Source organism: Bifidobacterium mellis (genome assembly GCF_000967265.1).
GTDB classification, from domain to species: domain Bacteria; phylum Actinomycetota; class Actinomycetes; order Actinomycetales; family Bifidobacteriaceae; genus Bombiscardovia; species Bombiscardovia mellis.
This window is the reverse complement of record NZ_KQ033885.1, coordinates 1283630-1300987: the sequence shown is the minus strand read 5'-3', so window position 1 is coordinate 1300987 and position 17358 is coordinate 1283630. Positions and strand designations below refer to the sequence as shown.

General features: G+C 51.8%; 15 protein-coding genes. 3 read left to right on the top strand and 12 right to left on the bottom strand.

The window, feature by feature from the left end:
* Positions 1–2: 2 nt before the first annotated feature.
* Positions 3–929: an ABC transporter ATP-binding protein gene (locus JF70_RS05550; protein WP_045935577.1), complete on the bottom strand. Its 927-nt coding sequence runs from the start codon at positions 927–929 to the stop codon at positions 3–5.
* Between the two features lie 157 nt (positions 930–1086).
* On the opposite strand from JF70_RS05550, the gene JF70_RS05545 reads away from it, so the two are divergent.
* Positions 1087–1779, top strand: coding sequence for a response regulator transcription factor (locus JF70_RS05545; RefSeq protein ID WP_015022157.1), 693 nt, complete (start codon positions 1087–1089; stop codon positions 1777–1779).
* 49 nt (positions 1780–1828) lie between these two features.
* The gene (locus JF70_RS05540; RefSeq protein WP_197069107.1) at positions 1829–2734 is read left to right on the top strand and encodes a sensor histidine kinase; all 906 of its coding nucleotides are present in this window, start codon (positions 1829–1831) and stop codon (positions 2732–2734) included.
* Between the two features lie 206 nt (positions 2735–2940).
* Here the strand turns inward: JF70_RS05540 and JF70_RS05535 are convergent, their stop codons facing one another.
* The 8 genes from JF70_RS05535 to JF70_RS05500 all read right to left on the bottom strand — a co-directional run bounded on the left by JF70_RS05535 (position 2941) and on the right by JF70_RS05500 (position 11106).
* Positions 2941–3990, bottom strand: a complete 1050-nt coding sequence (locus JF70_RS05535; protein WP_045935576.1) for an NAD(P)-dependent alcohol dehydrogenase — start codon at positions 3988–3990, stop codon at positions 2941–2943.
* 265 nt (positions 3991–4255) lie between these two features.
* A complete protein-coding gene (locus JF70_RS05530) occupies positions 4256–5281 on the bottom strand; it encodes a threonine aldolase family protein (RefSeq protein WP_045935575.1) in 1026 nt (341 codons plus the stop codon).
* Between the two features lie 81 nt (positions 5282–5362).
* The gene (locus tag JF70_RS05525; RefSeq protein WP_045935574.1) at positions 5363–6772 is read right to left on the bottom strand and encodes an NAD(P)(+) transhydrogenase (Re/Si-specific) subunit beta; all 1410 of its coding nucleotides are present in this window, start codon (positions 6770–6772) and stop codon (positions 5363–5365) included.
* Entirely contained in the window at positions 6769–7137 is a 369-nt protein-coding gene (locus JF70_RS05520; RefSeq protein WP_045935573.1) for an NAD(P) transhydrogenase subunit alpha part 2, read from the bottom strand. The genes JF70_RS05525 and JF70_RS05520 overlap by 4 nt, the downstream gene beginning before the upstream one ends.
* Positions 7134–8324 carry an NAD(P) transhydrogenase subunit alpha gene (locus JF70_RS05515; protein ID WP_045935572.1) on the bottom strand — a complete coding sequence of 397 codons (1191 nt, stop codon included), beginning with the start codon at positions 8322–8324 and terminating at the stop codon, positions 7134–7136. Before JF70_RS05515 ends, JF70_RS05520 begins: the two co-directional genes overlap by 4 nt.
* 488 nt (positions 8325–8812) lie before the next feature.
* Positions 8813–9550, bottom strand: coding sequence for a hypothetical protein (locus JF70_RS05510; protein ID WP_231578866.1), 738 nt, complete (start codon positions 9548–9550; stop codon positions 8813–8815).
* Positions 9551–10209: 659 nt separating this feature from the next.
* Positions 10210–10719: an NAD(P)H-dependent oxidoreductase gene (locus tag JF70_RS05505; RefSeq protein WP_045935570.1), complete on the bottom strand. Its 510-nt coding sequence runs from the start codon at positions 10717–10719 to the stop codon at positions 10210–10212.
* Positions 10720–10779: 60 nt separating this feature from the next.
* Positions 10780–11106, bottom strand: a complete 327-nt coding sequence (locus tag JF70_RS05500; RefSeq protein WP_045935569.1) for a carboxymuconolactone decarboxylase family protein — start codon at positions 11104–11106, stop codon at positions 10780–10782.
* A gap of 304 nt (positions 11107–11410) precedes the next feature.
* Here JF70_RS05500 and JF70_RS05495 point away from each other — a divergent pair, with 304 nt between their 5' ends.
* Positions 11411–11794: a VOC family protein gene (locus tag JF70_RS05495; protein WP_045935568.1), complete on the top strand. Its 384-nt coding sequence runs from the start codon at positions 11411–11413 to the stop codon at positions 11792–11794.
* Positions 11795–11908: 114 nt separating this feature from the next.
* On the opposite strand, the gene JF70_RS05490 is transcribed toward JF70_RS05495, so the two are convergent.
* The 3 genes from JF70_RS05490 to JF70_RS08770 all read right to left on the bottom strand — a co-directional run bounded on the left by JF70_RS05490 (position 11909) and on the right by JF70_RS08770 (position 16709).
* Positions 11909–12817, bottom strand: a complete 909-nt coding sequence (locus JF70_RS05490) for a LysR family transcriptional regulator (RefSeq protein ID WP_045935567.1) — start codon at positions 12815–12817, stop codon at positions 11909–11911.
* Positions 12818–13581: 764 nt separating this feature from the next.
* Positions 13582–15657 carry a BbrUII/HgiDII family restriction enzyme gene (locus tag JF70_RS05485; protein WP_045935566.1) on the bottom strand — a complete coding sequence of 692 codons (2076 nt, stop codon included), beginning with the start codon at positions 15655–15657 and terminating at the stop codon, positions 13582–13584.
* Positions 15654–16709 carry a DNA cytosine methyltransferase gene (locus JF70_RS08770; protein ID WP_045935565.1) on the bottom strand — a complete coding sequence of 352 codons (1056 nt, stop codon included), beginning with the start codon at positions 16707–16709 and terminating at the stop codon, positions 15654–15656. The genes JF70_RS05485 and JF70_RS08770 overlap by 4 nt, the downstream gene beginning before the upstream one ends.
* Positions 16710–17358 lie beyond the last annotated feature (649 nt).

Sequence of the window (17358 nt, the reverse complement as noted above, 5' to 3'; positions counted from 1 at the left end):
TGTTACCTCCTAGGCTCTTGAGAATCCTTGTTCAGCAGATCCGCGAAATATTCCTCCAGCGATCCCTTCTGCTGGCTGATTTGATTGACCAGGATGCCTTCCTGAACAAGAAGACTGTTGATGGGTCCCGGTTCCAGATTCCCTTGCCTGATCAGAATCTGATGGTCGTCAAGGACTTGGAAGGGGCCGATTCCCTGGCGATCCAGGAGCATGGCGGCCCTGGAGCTCTGGTCCACGTCGATCAAAAGTCCATTTTGATTGATCCGGTCCAGTTCATCCTTGTTTACTTCCTTGATCAGGCGACCGTGGCTGATGAATCCGAACCGGGAGGAGACCAGGTAGAGTTCGCTCAGAATGTGACTGGAGATGAGAAGGGTCGTCTGGCGCTCCTTGTTGAGCTTGTCCAGGAGTGTTCTGAATTCCATGATTCCTGCCGGGTCCAGGCCGTTGATGGGCTCGTCCAGAATCAGGAAATCGGGTCGGGTGAGGATGGCCATGGCCAGCCCCAAGCGCTGACGCTGGCCCAGAGAGAGGTGACCGGCCCGAGTCTTGGCCTTTTCGCTCAGGCCGACGAAGTCGATGGTCTGATCGATGGCCTTGTCGTCGGCCAGCCCGTGCTGGATGGCTGTCAGCTTCATGTTCTGGCTGACGGTCAGTTTTTTGAAGGCGGCTGGTGCCTCAATGACCGAGCCTATTCTGCTCAGTATCCGGCTGTCCTTGCCAATTGTGTGCCCCATTAGCCTTATGGTTCCCTTCTGTATGGGGGACAGTCCGGTGATCAGACGCATCAGGGTGGTTTTGCCAGCGCCGTTCTCGCCGATCAGCCCGTAGATCTCGCCCTTGTTTATGGAGAGGCTGAGATCGTCCAGTGCCTGGAAGCGGCCGAACCGTTTGCTGACATGGTTAATATCCAGAATGGTATCGTCCATGGAATTCCTTTCCCTGTGTCGCTATCAGAGAATCTAAAGTGCCTTTCTTAATTGCATGGCTAAGAAATCATTAAGAATTGCATAAATCCGCTTGGGCGAGACCGGCCTCGTTAGGTAGCTTCAGTAACATGAGAGTGACCTGCGAAAGGAAGACAGTATGCCGACGATTCTGGTCGTGGAGGATCAGGAGGACATCCAGTCCCTGCTCAAGGATGTGCTGGGCGAGACCTACAGGATTATCCAGGCGACGACGGGCGCCCAGGCCTTGGCCCGCTTTCAGCAGGAGGAACCCGACCTGATCCTTCTGGATCTGATGCTCCCTGTAGTTACCGGGGACAGCGTCCTCAAGGCCATTCGGCATATGTCGTCGGTGCCGGTCATCATCCTCACGGCCATTCAGGATAAGACCAGAACCGTCAGCCTCCTGGAGCAGGGCGCCAATGATTATGTGACCAAGCCTTTCGACATTGACGAGCTCCGCGCTCGTGTCCAGGTCCAGCTGCGCCAATCCGGGGCACTGAAAGCCGATGCGGATGCAGCAGGTGAATCCGACGCCAAGATTTGTTTTCAGGGGATCGAGCTGGACCGGATGGAGCACACGGTCAGCGTTGATGGGCACAGGGTCGAACTGGCACGCAAGGAATTCGCCATCCTTGAGCTTCTGATGGACCATCCACATCGGGTCTTCGAGAAGGAGGACCTCTACAGGCAGGTTTGGAACCAGCCATACATCAATGCCGAGAATACTCTCAATGTGCACCTGAGCACCTTGCGGACCAGTCTGAACAGATACGCCGGCAGTCAGCGCTACATCGTGTCGGTCTGGGGCATCGGCGTTCGCCTGGTCTGAATTCGGATGGAAGAAAGAACGATGAATAAGGGTCGTCGGAGGTGAATCCGTGAAGGTGGTTGCACTTGTTTTGGGTCTTGTCGCTCTCGCCCTGGCGATTGGCCTGATAATGCTGATTGTCGACCTCAAACGGATCAGTGACGATCTGGACTTCATCAACCATGCCGACACTAATGCCTTGGTAACCACTGGGTCCAATATCGGGCTCATCCGCACTCTGGCGGATAGGATCAACGCCGTTCTGAACAAGACCAGACGGCTGCAGATCACTCAGGCTGAGCAGAACAAGCAAGTCCGGCAGATGCTGACCAACTTAACCCATGACATCAAGACCCCGCTGACCGTGGCCAGAGGATACGCCCAGCTGCTCAAGGAAGGATCGGCTGATCAGGAGCAATTGGGCAAGATCCTCAACAACCTGCAGTCGGTGGATCACTATCTGCATTACCTGATGGATTTCAATCTGATACAGGAGAAGAGCGTGAGTCTGGATCTGACCAGGGTGAACCTATCGGCATTGGTTCAGCAGGAGCTCTTCAATGCCTTCGATTCTCTGACTGCGCGGTCAGTCATTGTGGAGCCCAGAATCCAAAATGGTGTGGAAATTTCGACGGACCAGACCATGGTAAGTCGAATAATCCAGAACCTGATCGGCAACTGGCTCAAGTATGCGCAGGATTCAGCCTGGGTTGACCTGCACCAGGATGAAGACGGGCGGATTCATCTGGACTTCGGCAACGAAACCAAGGGCGGAGCCGTCGATGTGGACAGGCTCATGGAACGGTTCCAGACCGATGATCAATCACGGACCGAGATCAGAAGCACAGGTCTGGGTCTGAGCATCGTCGATTCCCTGGTGGATTCGCTCGGCGGCTCCATGAGGTTGGAATCCGCCAACGGAATTTTCTTGGTCCACTTGCTGCTAAGTGATGTTCCCCAATCAAGCAAACTGTAAATACCGCGGGTTTGAGGCCGCTTGGTGAAATGCTGTGGCCTGCCATGGCCTTATAGCAAGACCGTGACAGGCCACCAGCGCATGTAGACGAAGAATGGTGTCAGCGTGTGAACCTAGCTGTTCTTGAATCTGACAGTACTTGAATCTGATCGTGCTTAAATCCGACAAGTAGATGAGCCGTTTCTCCGTCTACGCACAAGGGGGAATCAGGCCTTGGTGTGGGGGACTATGACGGCCCTGGCCGAAAGCTTGTTGTCGACCAGCTTGTGGTAGGCATCCAGGGCGTTGTCCAGCGAGTAGGTTTCGATCTCGGTCTCGATCTGGCCGTGGCGATACATGTTGGCCACATCGTAGAGCTCAGGGATGGAGCCCCAGTAGACGCCAAGCAGCTCCTGCTCCCAGGGCTTGGAATACCAGTCGTATTCCGCCTTGCCGCCGGCGATGCCGACCACGGTCACCCGGGATCCCGGGCCGCCCGAAGCCTGTGCCGCAGCAATGGTCGGCGCCACACCCACGAAATCAAAGGCGGCGTCCACACCCTCGCCGTGGGTGATCTTCCTGATGTTCTCCACCTGATGTTCGTCGCTTACCACGGGGATGGCACCCTTGGCCTCAGCCTTGGCCAGGGCCTCCGGCTTGGTGTCGGTGGCAATCACGGTGGCGCCGGTCAGGGCGTGAAGAATCTGAATGGCGATCTGGCCCAGTCCGCCCAGGCCAATGACCAGAGCATACTTTCCGCCGCCGTTCAGATGGGGCATGGCAGCCCGGATGGCGTGGTATGGAGTCAGGGCCGCATCAGCCAGGGGTGCTGCGCCGATTGGATCAGCATCGCCCAGGGGTACCAGGTTGCGGGCCGGGACGGTCATGTATTCTGCCATGCCGCCGTCGCGCCCCAGACCCAGAGCCAGCGACTTGTTGGTTGCGGCGCTGGAGCAGTAGTTCTCCTGGCCGGCTACACAGTGAGGGCAGTGGCCGCATCCGGTGGGTCCGTAGACGATGTAGGCATCGCCCTTCTTGAAGCCCGTGACGTCGGGCCCTACCTCTTCGACCCAGCCCGTGGTCTCATGTCCCAGAATGAACGGCGGCTTGGTGTGACTGCCTGTTTCGGGGGTGTAGTCCTGGAAGACCGAGACGTCGGAATGGCAGCAACCTGCCCCGGCCACCTTGAGCAGCACCTCGCCGCTCCCGGGAGTCGGCTCCGGCACTTCCTTGAGGGTGGGGAAGGTGTTGAATTGCTCGAAAACAACGGCTTTCATAAGTTTCCTTTCATCGTTGAAGCATTTCTGCCCTTGCGTTCAGGGCGGGAGTGTCTGCATCTACATCGGTGCAATAAAAATTTTACTGAACGTCAGATTTGCACTCACCCGAAAGAGTGTGAGATGTCCAACAATGCAGGATTGGCCATGCCTATAGGTCGGGCCGAAAAGCCATATATACATATCCCCCCCCCCCCCTAAGACGAACTGGAAGGGGAGGGGACAAAATGATCTGGCGCTAGCCTTGGATGAATGTGAGCGGCTTTTACAGCAGACTGATCAGAGCCTGGGTGTCCTCAACGGTTGTCGCCCATGAGGTTGCCAGTCGGATGACTGTGTGGGTGGCATCGCTGCGTTCCCAGAAGTCGAAGGTGACCTGCTTGGACAGCTTCTCCATGCGCTCATTGTCCAGGCGGACGAAAGTCTGGTTGGTGGGGGAGTCCATGACAATCTGATACCCCTTCTCCCGCAGGGCCTTTTTGATCATCGCCGCCGTCTGGACGGCGTTGCGGCTGATTCGTAAGTAGAGGTCGTCGGTGAAGAGGGCATCGAACTGCACCCCCAGAAGCCTTCCCTTGGCCAGGAGTGCTCCCCTTCTTTTGATCATGGTGCTGAAATGCTCGGGAGCGTTCCCCCTGGGGAAGACCACCGCTTCCCCACAGAGTGCGCCGACCTTGGTCCCGCCGATGTAGAAGACGTCGCAAAGACGGGCTATGTCCGTCAGATCGACGTCGGTTCCGGGGGCCACCAGCCCGTACCCAAGCCTGGCCCCGTCCAGGTAGAGCGGGATCTTGTGTTCCCGACAGATTTGCGAGAGGTCTTCCAGCTCCTGGCGGGTGTAGAGGGTTCCATACTCTGTGGGATGGGAGATGTAGACCATTCCGGGGAAGACCATCTGCTCATGGTTTTCGTCGGCGTAGAAGCCTTCCAGGAAGGCCTTGAGATCCCCTGCACGAATCTTTCCCCGTTCGCCGGGGATGGTCAGAACCTTGTGGCCTACGGCTTCAATGGCACCGGCCTCGTGGACGTTGACGTGGCCGGTGTCCGCAGCGATCACTCCCTGGTAGGACTTCAGCAGGCAGGAGGTGACGACCTGGTTGGTTTGGGTCCCGCCGGCCAGGAAATAGACATGAGCCTCGGGGCAGTCGCAGGCCTGAGCGATCTTCTGAGCGGCGGAGGAGCAGTACCGATCCTTGCCATAGCCGGGAAGGTGCTCCATGTTGGTGTCGATCAGCCGCTGCAGGACTTCGGGGTGGGCGCCCTCGGAATAGTCGTTGACGAATGACAGCATGTGGGTCCTTCCTGTTCGGCGATAATTGGCTCCGGACCAGCCAAGCCAATCCGGAGCCATGGCTCTGACTACAGCATATGCTCAGGCGATGAGCTCCTTGACGGAGGCAATGATCGCCTGAAGGCTGACCTTGGCGTCGTTGAAGAGCATCTGCGTGTTCGGGTTGAAGTAGAGATCGTTTTCGATGCCGGCGTACCCCTTGCCTCTGCCTCTCTTGAGGACAACGACATGCTGGGCCTTGTCAACATCCAGAATGGGCATGCCGGATACCGCGGTCCCCGGTCGGCGGGCTGCCGGGTTGGTCACGTCATTGGCGCCAACCACCAGGGCGACGTTGGCTGATGGGAACTGGGGATTGATGTCGTCTAGGTCGATCAATTCCTCATAGGGAACGTTGGCCTCGGCCAAGAGGACGTTCATATGCCCGGGCATACGGCCGGCCACCGGATGGATGGCATAGGAGACCTCCACGCCGCGGCCCTTGAGCAGTTCGCCCAGGTCGGCCAGTTCGCGCTGGGCCTGGGCCTGCGCCAGACCGAAGCCGGGGACGAAGATGACCTTGTCGGCGTAGACCAGCTGGACGGCCACATCGTCGGGTGTGGTCTCCTTCATGGTCCCCTGGGCACCCTGATCCTCGCTGGAGCTGACAGAGGAGCTGCCGAACCCGCCGGCCAGAACGCTCAGGAGCGGCCTGTTCATGGCCTGGGCCATCAGGACGGATAGAGTGGCACCTGCTGCGCCTACCAAGGCGCCTGCCACGATCAAGGCGACGTTGTTGATGGCCAGACCGTTCATAGCCACAGCTGTGCCGGTGCAGGCATTCAAGACGGAGATGACCACGGGCATGTCGGCGCCGCCGATGGGGATGACGAAGACCAGTCCGTAGCCCAGGGCGAATATTGCCGTGAGGAGGGCCCATAGGGTCCGATTGTCCGGATTCAGACAGAGCATGATCAGGCTGAGGATCGTCAGTAGGGCGAATAGCATATTCCAGACAGCCTTGGCCGGCAGCTTCAGGTTTTTGATCACGCTGATGCCCTGGAGCTTGCCGGCAGCTATCAGGGAGCCGGTGAAGGTGATGGAACCGATGACCACGCCCAGGCCGGCGGTGATCAGCACCACCAGAGTCGGGGTGCCCTCGGAAGTCAGTATGTCGTTCAGGGCGACCAGGGCTGCAGCGCCGCCGCCGACCGTGTTGAAGACGGAAACCAGCTGAGGCATGTCCGTCATTTTGACCTTTCTGGCCGAGTAGACCCCTGCTGCCGATCCGATCAGGATGCCGAGCACGAGCAGAATGATGGCCAGGGAGGAGTTGAAACCGGTGGCGAACAGATGGATGAAGGCCATGGCTACGGCGATGACCATGCCTGCCGCAGAAATCCTATTGCCTGTACGGGCCGTCTTGGGGGAGTTCATGTAGTGCAGGCCCATGACGAACATGACTGAGGAAAGGAGATAGACGAACCAGGTAATGATATCGAGGGTGTTCACTTGTCGGCTCCCTGGTCCTGAGCGTTTTCGGTCGTGACGGCCGAAGCCTGTTCGTCCTGGCTGGCCTTATTTTTACCCTTGCCTAGTTTGGAGGACTTGAACATCTCCAGCATCCGGTCGGTTACCACGTAGCCGCCCACCACATTCATGGCGCCAAGGACGGCAGCCAGGAATATGAGTACGTAGGAAAGCGGGGAGTGGGCCTCCGCCGCGATGATGATTACCCCGACGATCACAATGCCATGAATGGAGTTGGCGCCCGACATGAGCGGTGTGTGAAGCGTGGCCGGAACCTTGCCAATCACCTCCACGCCGATCAGCAGGGCCAGAATGAAGAGCGTAATTGCTATGACCAAAGAATTCATTGCTCCCGACCTTTCTCTTCGGTCTCTTCGGCATCTGGAGCATTCGCGCTTTCGCTCGTGCCGGATTCGGCTGCTCCTGTTACAACCAGTGCTTGATCAATCTCGTCGTCTGCTTTTATGCTGAGCGCGCCATTGCGAAGGAAATGCACCAGCACGTCCGCCACATTTCTGGACAGCAGGTTGGATGCCGTCGTGGCTACGCCGCTGGCCAGGTACGGAGCCCCGATCATGGTGACCCCCTTGTCGGTGGTTCTGGTTCCCACCTGTGAACCCTCGACGTTGCCGCCCAGGTCACTGGCGGCGCAGTCCACGACCACAGCTCCGGGGTGCAGGTTGGCCACACCCTCGGCGCTCAGGAGGCGAGGAGGCTTTCCACCTGGAACCTTTGCCGTGGTGATGACCACATCGAAGCCTGCCGCCTTGGCATCCACCGCAGCCTGCTGCTGGGCCTGTTCCTGATCGGTCAACTGGCGCGCATAGCCTCCCTGGCCCTGTCCTTTGGAGAAGTCCAGTCCCAGGTCGAGGAACTTGGCTCCCAAGGATTCCACCTCCTGTCTGGAAGCGGGTCTGACGTCATAGGCGGTGACCACGGCTCCCAACCGTTTTGCGGTCCCGATGGCCTGCAAGCCTGCGATGCCAGCGCCCAGAACCAGGACCTTGGCCGGTCGGATGGTTCCCGCTGCGGTGGTCATCATGGGGAAGAAGGATCCATAGGCATCGGCAGCCACAAGTGCCGCCTTGTATCCCATGACCGAGTTCTGCGAGGTCATCTCATCCATGGATTGGGCCGAGCTGAGCTGTCGGGGGAGTCGCTCCATGGCGATTCCGGTAAGCCCTGACGCCTCCAGGGATTTGACGTAGTCCTTGTCGCTCAATGACCCCAGCATGCCGATGATCCATGTTCCGGCTGGAATTCGCTTTAGCAAGGGGCTATCCGGTCTGCCGACGAAACCCAGGACTGTCGACTTGGATAGGACAGTATCCCTGTCGGTGACTGTGGCTCCCTCCTGCTGGTAGTCCTCATCCATGAAGCCGGCTCGAGCCCCGGCTCCGGACTCCAATAGGCAGGTAATGCCTTGTCTGGTCAGCCGGGTCACGATATCGGGCGTCAGGGCAACACGGTACTCCTCATCGTCTGTCTCTTTGAGGACCCCGAAGGTTACAGGAGATTGTTCTGGTCCACTCATGTCTTTCCTTCTTCAAGCACAACTGCGTGTGAACAATTTCATCAATGATTCTAGTTGCTGAATGTTCTTGTTGGCAGGCCAAGACAACTTATTATGCATCTGCGTTTTATAAGTACCAGTCGAGGATAAACTAAGTTCAAGATAACTTGTAGGGTATCTTGGCTTGGGGGATGAGAAACAGAAAGAGCAAAAGCTATGCTCGCCCAGTTGTGTCTACACAGCTCATAAATTGTCTGAAGAGTGGTTTCGCGGTTTTGATGCCGGATTTTTATGAGCCGGGCGGCATAGTGCAGGGCATTGCGGCCCGAGTCAAGCTGCAGCAGGTGACATGATCAAATTAAAGGGTGCCGCGCATCTTCATGAACGATGAGCGGCACCCTGAGGCGGAAGGCCTTGGCGGGAAGAACGCTGTGGGGATTTCACATGCACGGCCTGCTATTTGGCCTTCCCGGCCTTCTTCGCAGTTTCAGACCAATGCTCGCCGCCCCTTATTGCTTCCCCTTGCGTTGATCGTTTGCCGCAGGGTCCTTGGGCTTGGATTGTAGGGGATTGTGATGATAGATAAGGGCGAAGGCAGCCAGGGTCTCGATCATGCTGGCGATGATCCAGGTGATGACGATGGCGTTCTGGTGTTTGCCGACTGTTCCCATTCGGGTGAAGATGAACACATCCATGATGAAGGTCTGCAGAACCAGAAGGACCGTCGCCACAACTACCGTCCTGGTGTGCCTGTCCGTCTCCGTTCCCTCTCCTTCTGGTTTGCCGGGAGACTTGAAGCTGGCATAGGAGAGGAGCCAGATGCCGATTCCAAAGAGGACAGCGGCAAGAGGCAGGGAGAAGAAGATCGGCATGGTGCTCAGGCTGAGGCCCAGAGCTGCGACCAGGACTGCCGAGGACAGGCCCAGATAGAAGGAATCATGGTTTTTCGCCTTGCCCGGTTTAGGTATGCTGGCAACGCTCGTCGGTTGAGATGCCTTGTCGACAGGCTTGCTGGGCTGGTTCGGCTTGTCGTCAGGGGAGGGGCCACGCTCTTTGTCCGGATGGCCGGCTTGCACATGGCCGGTGGTTAGACCCTGTTCCTGCTTATTTTGCGTTTCAGGTCCGCCATGGTCAGCGTTCTTGTTGGATGAGCCCCTGCCTTCCTTCTCGCCTGTTTGTCCTGATACAGGCTTGGTCTTGGAAGCATTTTCAGCTTTGCTTTCTTTTCCGCTGTTCGCATTCCCCACTGGTTTCGGCATGCGATTCTTGTCATCCATTGTTGAGTGTTGGGAACTTTCCCGGGTGCCATTGCTCCGTGAGGAGTTGCCCTCGTACCTCTTTTGCTGGTTATCGGGCACCCGCGATTCCTCATGCCTGCCTTGGTTCTTATTTGCACGTTCGTTTCGATTGTTGCTCATCTGACCCTCCAGGCTTGTTCTTCCCCATTACTTGTGGCAGGTCATCTGGCGGCCTGCCCATTTTCAGGAAGCAACCTCCGTTGAGGCCAGTGTATGCGCCGTTTTCTCGTAAAAGCGGCATTGACCGGCACCAAGTTAGCATCATTTTTGCGGGTGGAGTGCTGATGGTTAGACAAAAGGGGGAGCCTGCAAAAGCACTGGATTTGTTGCAATATATTCGATGACGAAGGGTGCTTGTTTATGCACGGGCAGCATCAATGTTCATGTTCTGAACTTTCCACTCTTGGCCTATGTTGCTTGTGCGCTCTTACGTCCACTTATTCTTCTGCTCATTCTTGATGTGGGTACGTCCGAGGAGGCTACACGTCTGCATGTGATATCTTATATACAGTGACTGAGGTCTGCTGAGCCGATAAGACGAGGGCGCCCGCACTTGAAGATTCCAGTGTGGGCGCCTTCGTCTCGATATCAGGGATTGTCGCTGAGGCCTATTGTGCTGGCCAATCGCCTTGCAGACAGCTCAAGTAATCCTTGGCCGCCTTTTCCAGGTTTCGATTGCTCATGTCTGAGCTAACGCCGGTCAGAATGAAAGGCTTCCGATAGATAGCTCCGATGAGATTGCTGGTAGCTTTGAACGGAACCAGGAGTTCGTCCACCGTATAGCCGAATTCACCCTCATGGTGATAGTTCTCTCCAGCAGAGCCGACCGAGACGGCGAGCATGAGTTCCTTGCCTTTCAAGGCATCGCCGTGGGTACCGTAGGCCCATCCGTAGGTAAGCACCAGGTCTTCCCACTCCTTGAGCAGGGGAGGGCAGCTGTACCAGTACATGGGAAACTGCCATACCAGACGGTCACAGCCTTTGACGAATGCTTGTTCGCCGGGAATATCGATTTGACCTGAGCGCAAAGCGGCGTATTCGTCCCGGACCAGAATGCTCTCATCCTCATGCCCAATGGCTTCCCGCATGAGGCGGGCGTTGATCCGTGATGCTTCCATACGGGGGTGGAAGACACCAGGACCGCCGTCTTGGTGTTTTGTTTCATTCCTTACTCTCTTTCAGTCATTATTTTGCCAGATTTGCTTGGCGCGGTTGAAGGCCGACCAGGCCTTCGGCCAGCCTCCGTGGAAGGCCAGATGGGTGATTTCCGCTACTATCTCGTCCTTGGTGATTCCGTTCTTTTTCCCGATGTTCAGATGAGCGTCGAGCTGTTCTGTGCTGCCCATGGCAATCAATGCAGCTATGGTGATCATGCTTCTGTCGTGTGCGGACAGTGCTTGTTCATCAGCCCAGACTTCGCCGAATAGAACATCGTCATTCAGAGCTGCGAACTGAGCTGCGAATTCGCCCAATTGCTCTCTTCCTGCTGTTTGTTTTTTGGCCATGATCTTCCCTTCCTTGCCGACTGTATGATGGTCCAATATGCAGGTTCACTGCTGTCTTGGATGTGAATGGCAACAGTCTAGGGCTCTCGAAACGATATGTATAATGCTGATTGCTTATATGTAGGTATTCGTTTTTTGCATGGATTTATTGTCGTGCTTCTGCCCGATCGGTTTCTTCTCGGCCCGGGTAGAGGACTTGTCTGTTGTGGCAATGGGTCGCCTTCTTTGCTGGTCGTAATGCCGTTTTTTGGCTTGCGGGAGTCTAGGCTGTCTTTTGGGTTGTTCTGCGATTGGAGTTGGGTGAATGAGGATCACTGGTTTGGATCATCTGGTCATCACGGTGCGGGATGTCGATGCGACCTGTGCCTTTTACCGTGAGGTGCTGGGCATGCAGGTGCAGACTTTCGGCAATGGGCGGTTAGCGTTGAAATTCGGCCGGCAGAAGATCAACATTCATGAGGCCGGCCACGAGATTGACCCCAAGGCGGACAGGCCCACGCCCGGCTCTGTTGATTTGTGTTTGCTGGTGGAGGATTCGCTGGATGATGTGGTTGCCGCGCTTGATGAGCATCGTGTCGACTATCTGGGTCCGGTCAGCCGGACCGGCGCGGATGGGGCCATCAACTCGGTGTATGTCAGGGACCCCGATAGGAACCTGATCGAGCTTTCCAGATACGACCAGGACTGATACTGGAGAAGAACCGGATGCGTCGGCGCATGCATCCTTGCGGCTAGATTCTTTGAGCCGGTGGTTCGATAAGTGCAGGCTGGGTTTCGTGTTTCTGATATATTTTGAGTCGAATCATAGGGTTTTCCTGGCTTCTGCCGATTTGCAGGCGTTTTCTGCTCCAATCTGGCTTCGTAATATTTCCAGGTACCGACTCGCCGCCGATGAAAAATGTCTATTGCTCTTCCAAACCAGGTTCACTCTTGTTCTAAGTTCAGGCACCAGAGGTTTGAAGACCAGATTCGAGTCTTCGGTCAGATTGATGATCCGGTCCGGGCAGAGCGCGTAACCACAACCTTCACTGACGAATAGTGACGCGTTGAAGAGCAGATTGTAGGTTCCTACAACATGCAGTTCGTGCTCCGAGAAGGAACTCCACCCGCTGAATTCTCTGTCGAACCTGACTTGCCGTGAGAGCAGGAGGGGTATCTGCTCAAGATCTTCCTGGCGGATGCCATCATGGCTGGCCAACGTGGAGTCCTTGCGCATGAGCAATCCCCACCTGTCGGCTGTAGGCAAGCTGATATAGGAGTATTTGGTGTTGTCCGATGGCTCAAATAGCAGGCCAAAATCCAGAAGCCCTGATTCTAATTGATCTGTTACGGCCTGACCGTTGCCGCTGAAAATGTGGAACTTTACCTGAGGATATTGCTGTAGCATGCACTCTGCGGCCCTGGCCAGGAAGCGCACGGCTTCTGTTTCCCCTGCGCCGATGTAGACATTGCCGTTGATTGGCCTGTCTATGCTTGTGAGCTCGGCCTCGGCACGGTCTGCCATGAACACGATCTCGCGTGCCCGGTCACGCAGCAGTTCTCCGGCCGGAGTCAGCGTGATTGTGCGGCTTCCGCGGTCAAAGAGTTTGTGCCCTAGATGCTCTTCCAGATCTTTTATCTGCCTGGACAGGGATGGCTGGGATATGCTCAGGTACTCAGCTGCCCCACTGATGCTTCCCTCTTCAACGATGGCCAGGGAATACCTCAGCACCCGTTAATTCAATTTGAGCCACTGGCTTGATCTTTTAGGAAGGTTGCTTGGCAGCGCTCAGAAAAAAATAACTGTCCTATAGGCAGTATAGAAACGAATTCTCTTAAGTAAGTACTGATTCATTTTTCTCATACAGTAGCTTCTACGAAGTCAGCAGACGAGGTAGCCATATAAGAAAACTGTGATTAACAAAATTCAAAAAATAAATAAGCATAACAGATTTCTTTGAATTAAACAATAACTAATAGTTTATATCCGCTCTTACCAGCAAAGTTGTCACCTATTAATCAATAGGAATGCAAATACTACGCAAAGCGCTGGACTCTGTCAATACTATATCTCCAACAGAAAGTAGCAACGTGTTCTAAACAATCAGCACTTTAAAAGAATACAGTACCTTACAAACGAAACCATGTAACATTGTTGACGGAGAATAAAGAACTCACAAAAAGCTATAAAAAGCTATAGCCGTCAGGCTTGAATATATATATTCGCAGGCTGGATCAAGTTCAATATTGACGTATTCTTAAATTTATAATAACGATACGAAGTGCATTAACCGGTAACGCCGTAGACTATTTGATTTCATTTTTGTTACATTGTTTTATTACGCCTTTATTCGGGTAAAGTGTATTCGTGGGCGTGCAAGGAAGCATAATTGACATTATAATGACCGTAAAAACGAAATCGGGGCATAGCCTGCTAAGTTAAAAACTCATACAACTCTAGTCGAGGGAATTGTTTGATAGTTATTAGGAGCAAAGTCATGAAGATTGATTATTTTTACAGTAATCTTCAACCGCTTTTATAGCATGTCCTACAAGATCATCTTCATTAGCTGCATCGATGAATTCCTTATAACGTTCGCTACTTTGTACCAACATATCAGAAAAATATAAGAACTTTGCGTTATACAACGCTACTTCAGAATTAGCTGTCTTCGGCTTTAGCATCTCCCCATCTTCGTCAAAAACTCCTTGTACAATTATTATGATGTTAACCCGGTTGTCAATACCCCTCTCGTTAGTCGGATATTGGTGCTTTTCCCCCTTCGATTCATCATATTGTTGCAGTACACGTGTCATTGCTTTTGCATATCTAAGAATTTGATCTCTGATTTCATTAATTTTTACCTTACGGTCATACCGTTTGAATTCAACTATAACTTGTCTGTCCGTACTCTCAAGATACTTTAGATCCACTCTACTGTTGGATTCAGAATCATCCGTAAAGTCAATTTTATACTCTTCTTTTGCTACTCTTCTAAAGCTCTTTTCTTTTACAATATTTTCAGTAGCCCTTTCCCATGAAGGGTCAAGCAGCCATGGATTCGATGCTACAAAGTCTCTTGTCGTATTTTCTAATGCATTGGTATCTAACAAGTTCTGCAGTTTATTGATCACTAGTAATCGAGAGCGCACTATCTCGGCATACTCAACATCTTCATAGCTAGAATAAGAAGTGAGAATTTTCAGCAAGGTTTCGGGCGTCAAGGAATCAACTTCTGATAATGTTGATAACTCATCGTGTTGTTGTAATCGTGTAAAAGCAATCATCGAAGATTGATACAGAGAAAATCGATCATCTGAGCTGATGCTATCTATCTTTGCAATACTATTAATCATTTTGCTGGCTGCCTGCTTGCTGTCTCCCTTTAAGCTATCCAGCCATTTTTTAACTTCTGGTAAGGTTTTATAAAGCAATTTCGTATTTGAAGTAGTCCGGCTATCTGACCACTGTTGGTCGGCCGTTTTGAAAGCTTCTTTAACCTGTTTATACAATAATTGAACACGTGGGTCGCTTTCAACCAAACGTTGTCTGTCTGATGTAGCTAAGTCGTCACTTCCATTTTCGTCCAAATAGTCGGCTTGGATCTGGCCTGTTACGTAGTTAGTGAAATGCTTGTCATAATTTAGGTGGTCAAGCAGCCCTTCTTGTATAGGACGCTTTCGAGCAAGTACAATGATATTTTTCATAGTTTCTGTATCATCATCGAACACTCTATCTTTCGGATGCTTTACACTTCCTATCCAGCCTGATATATTCCAATCCGAATTCCCCGCATCAGGTTCTGTTGTGATTTGGAAAACAGTCGCACTAGTCTTGGCTTCTTCCGGAAGTTTAAATCCATTCAGAAGCCATATATATTCTAGTTTTTGTAAATCCCCACGATCCTCATATGTAACCGCCTTATCGTTTATTATTATTTCGAATCGACCTTCATCCTTAGGCACGTTTGCATAATGAAGAACATCAAAGCGACGAGCAATGCGCCTTCGTACAGCATTTAGTGTAAGATGTACACGCTTACTTCTTAATTTGGATAGCTTTATCTGTGTTCCATGATTTGTTGGGAAGGTCGAACTAGGTATTTCTTTTATAGGGGCGGGATGGTAAATTCTGTCTATTGATCTAGCCTCATTCATTTTCTTTTCTAATTCATCGACTTTGATTGTGAATCCGTGAGCTTCTTGCTCATCAGTTTTTGAAAGAACAGTAATTTCATCAGCTATGGAGAAAGCCGACAATTTACCAATGCCTTTTTGCCCCATGAAAGGCCTTTTATACTTTGGTGATACGTCTCCTTCGAGTTTTCTTTTGTGATAACCAACCGTCAAAAATCTTGCGTTGAGTTTTTCCAAATCCATACCCGAACCATCATCACATATCTTTATGAAATCATTATCGCGGTCGTATTGGATATTTACTGAATTAGCGTCGGCATCCCAAGAATTTGCAACAAATTCAGTAAGCACAGCGGCAGCGTTTGAATACAGATTTCTGCCTAACGCATCAATAGTTGCAATATCCACAGTTAATGTATAGAGGGAATCACTCAATTGTTCTCCTTTGAATTTAGTGCTTTAATAATCTCGTGAGCAATTGCATCTCCAAATACGGGAGGCACCGCATTGCCTATCAATTTTCCTATTGTTGATACAACAATAGGTTTATTTGGATCGTTAAAGATATAAGAATCTGGGAAACCTTGTAAACGAGAAGCTTCGCGTAAAGTCAATGATCGGTCCTGTTCTGGGTGAGTGAACCGACCAGCTCCGGGGTTGTAAAACTGAGTCGTAATGGTCGGAGAAGGCTCATCCCAACGCATGCGCCCATAAAATGACTTAAAGGTTTTCCCTTTTTCTGTTTTTTGGCAGTTTAATCTTAACTCCTCTGGCCAGTCCAACCACGTACCACCAGGCCTGGAAGCGCGTAGTCTTTTCAAATTTAATGGTGTAAGGTTTCTTGCTGCGTGCAAGGGATCGTTTGGATCTCTCTCCCCAGAAGCAAGGGACGGAAGATCATGAATTGCGTCATATACTGTATGGTAATTGTTTTTTTCATATTTTGGCTTAGGGAGTTGCACCTCGTAGCCAAGTCCTGCAAGTAAGACGAGTCTTTTACGTTTTTGGGGGAGGCCATAGTCAGGCCCATATAACACCGTGTATTTAACTGTATATCCTAAAGATTTGAGAGTATTAACAAAATTATTGAATACAATTGAAGAGCTGATGTTTGGGACATTTTCCATTGTGACGAATTCCGGGTGTGTTTCATCAACTAATCTCCCGAACTCTTTAAGTAGTGGCCATGCTTTTTCATTACGGGTGTCAGCTCCGCGTCTCTGGCTGGAGAAAGGTTGACACGGTGCGCATCCAGCAAGTAAGCGTATCTCAGACTGGTTCCACAGTTGATTTAGATCAGCACCCGTTATGTCGGCTACACTGGCTTTGATGAATTTTGCTTTCAAATTATACTTATATGGATATTCACAGGCATCGGCATTATCAATACCTGCAATAATGTTAATCCCCCCTTGCTTGAGCCCAAGAGATAAACCACCAGTACCGCAAAAGAGATCTATGGCTTCTACTCTTGATTTTCCTAACATAAAAAAACATGATACTCCTTACAAGCTGTGCCACCAATCCAATTGGGGACTTTCATATGTGTGATAGCCAACAAAATAAGAAACAAGTAAATTTGTTGTGATTGCTTATTGCTAGGTAGCTTTTCTTAAAGACCTATAGTTGTAATAGACAACTTGAAAAGGCTTCTTAAAGAATTAGTCCTGTTCAATAGATTCGAACATTATTTGGTCTTAAAACCTTGTTGCCTTCTAAGTTGGCTTATCTTCCGTCTGTAAAGCTTCGTGTGTTTGGAATTCACAGGGTTAGAGTTAAATCTTATTTTATATCTCACTTTTTCAAATTGCTCACATCTTTTATTTTCTTTTAGGGTTTCTGATCTATAGAAGAAATTGATTTGAGAAAAGTCTGATTCTTCACTTTGGTCAAGAGCTTGTACAATGTTCTTCAATTCAGTCTAGGCTCCATATAGTTAAAGAACAGAGTCTCCTTTGAGGTTGTGTTTGCCTATTTGATAAACGTACAACTTTTTAACGGTGACTACGATTTATTCTTACTTATCACGTATAGATAAGCATAGCAACTTACATGCTGTCTTAGCGTATTAATATCTTGTTTTGTAGTTTAGTGGTGAGTCAATTAAAAAGCTGCCTGCAATATGCGCATACACGG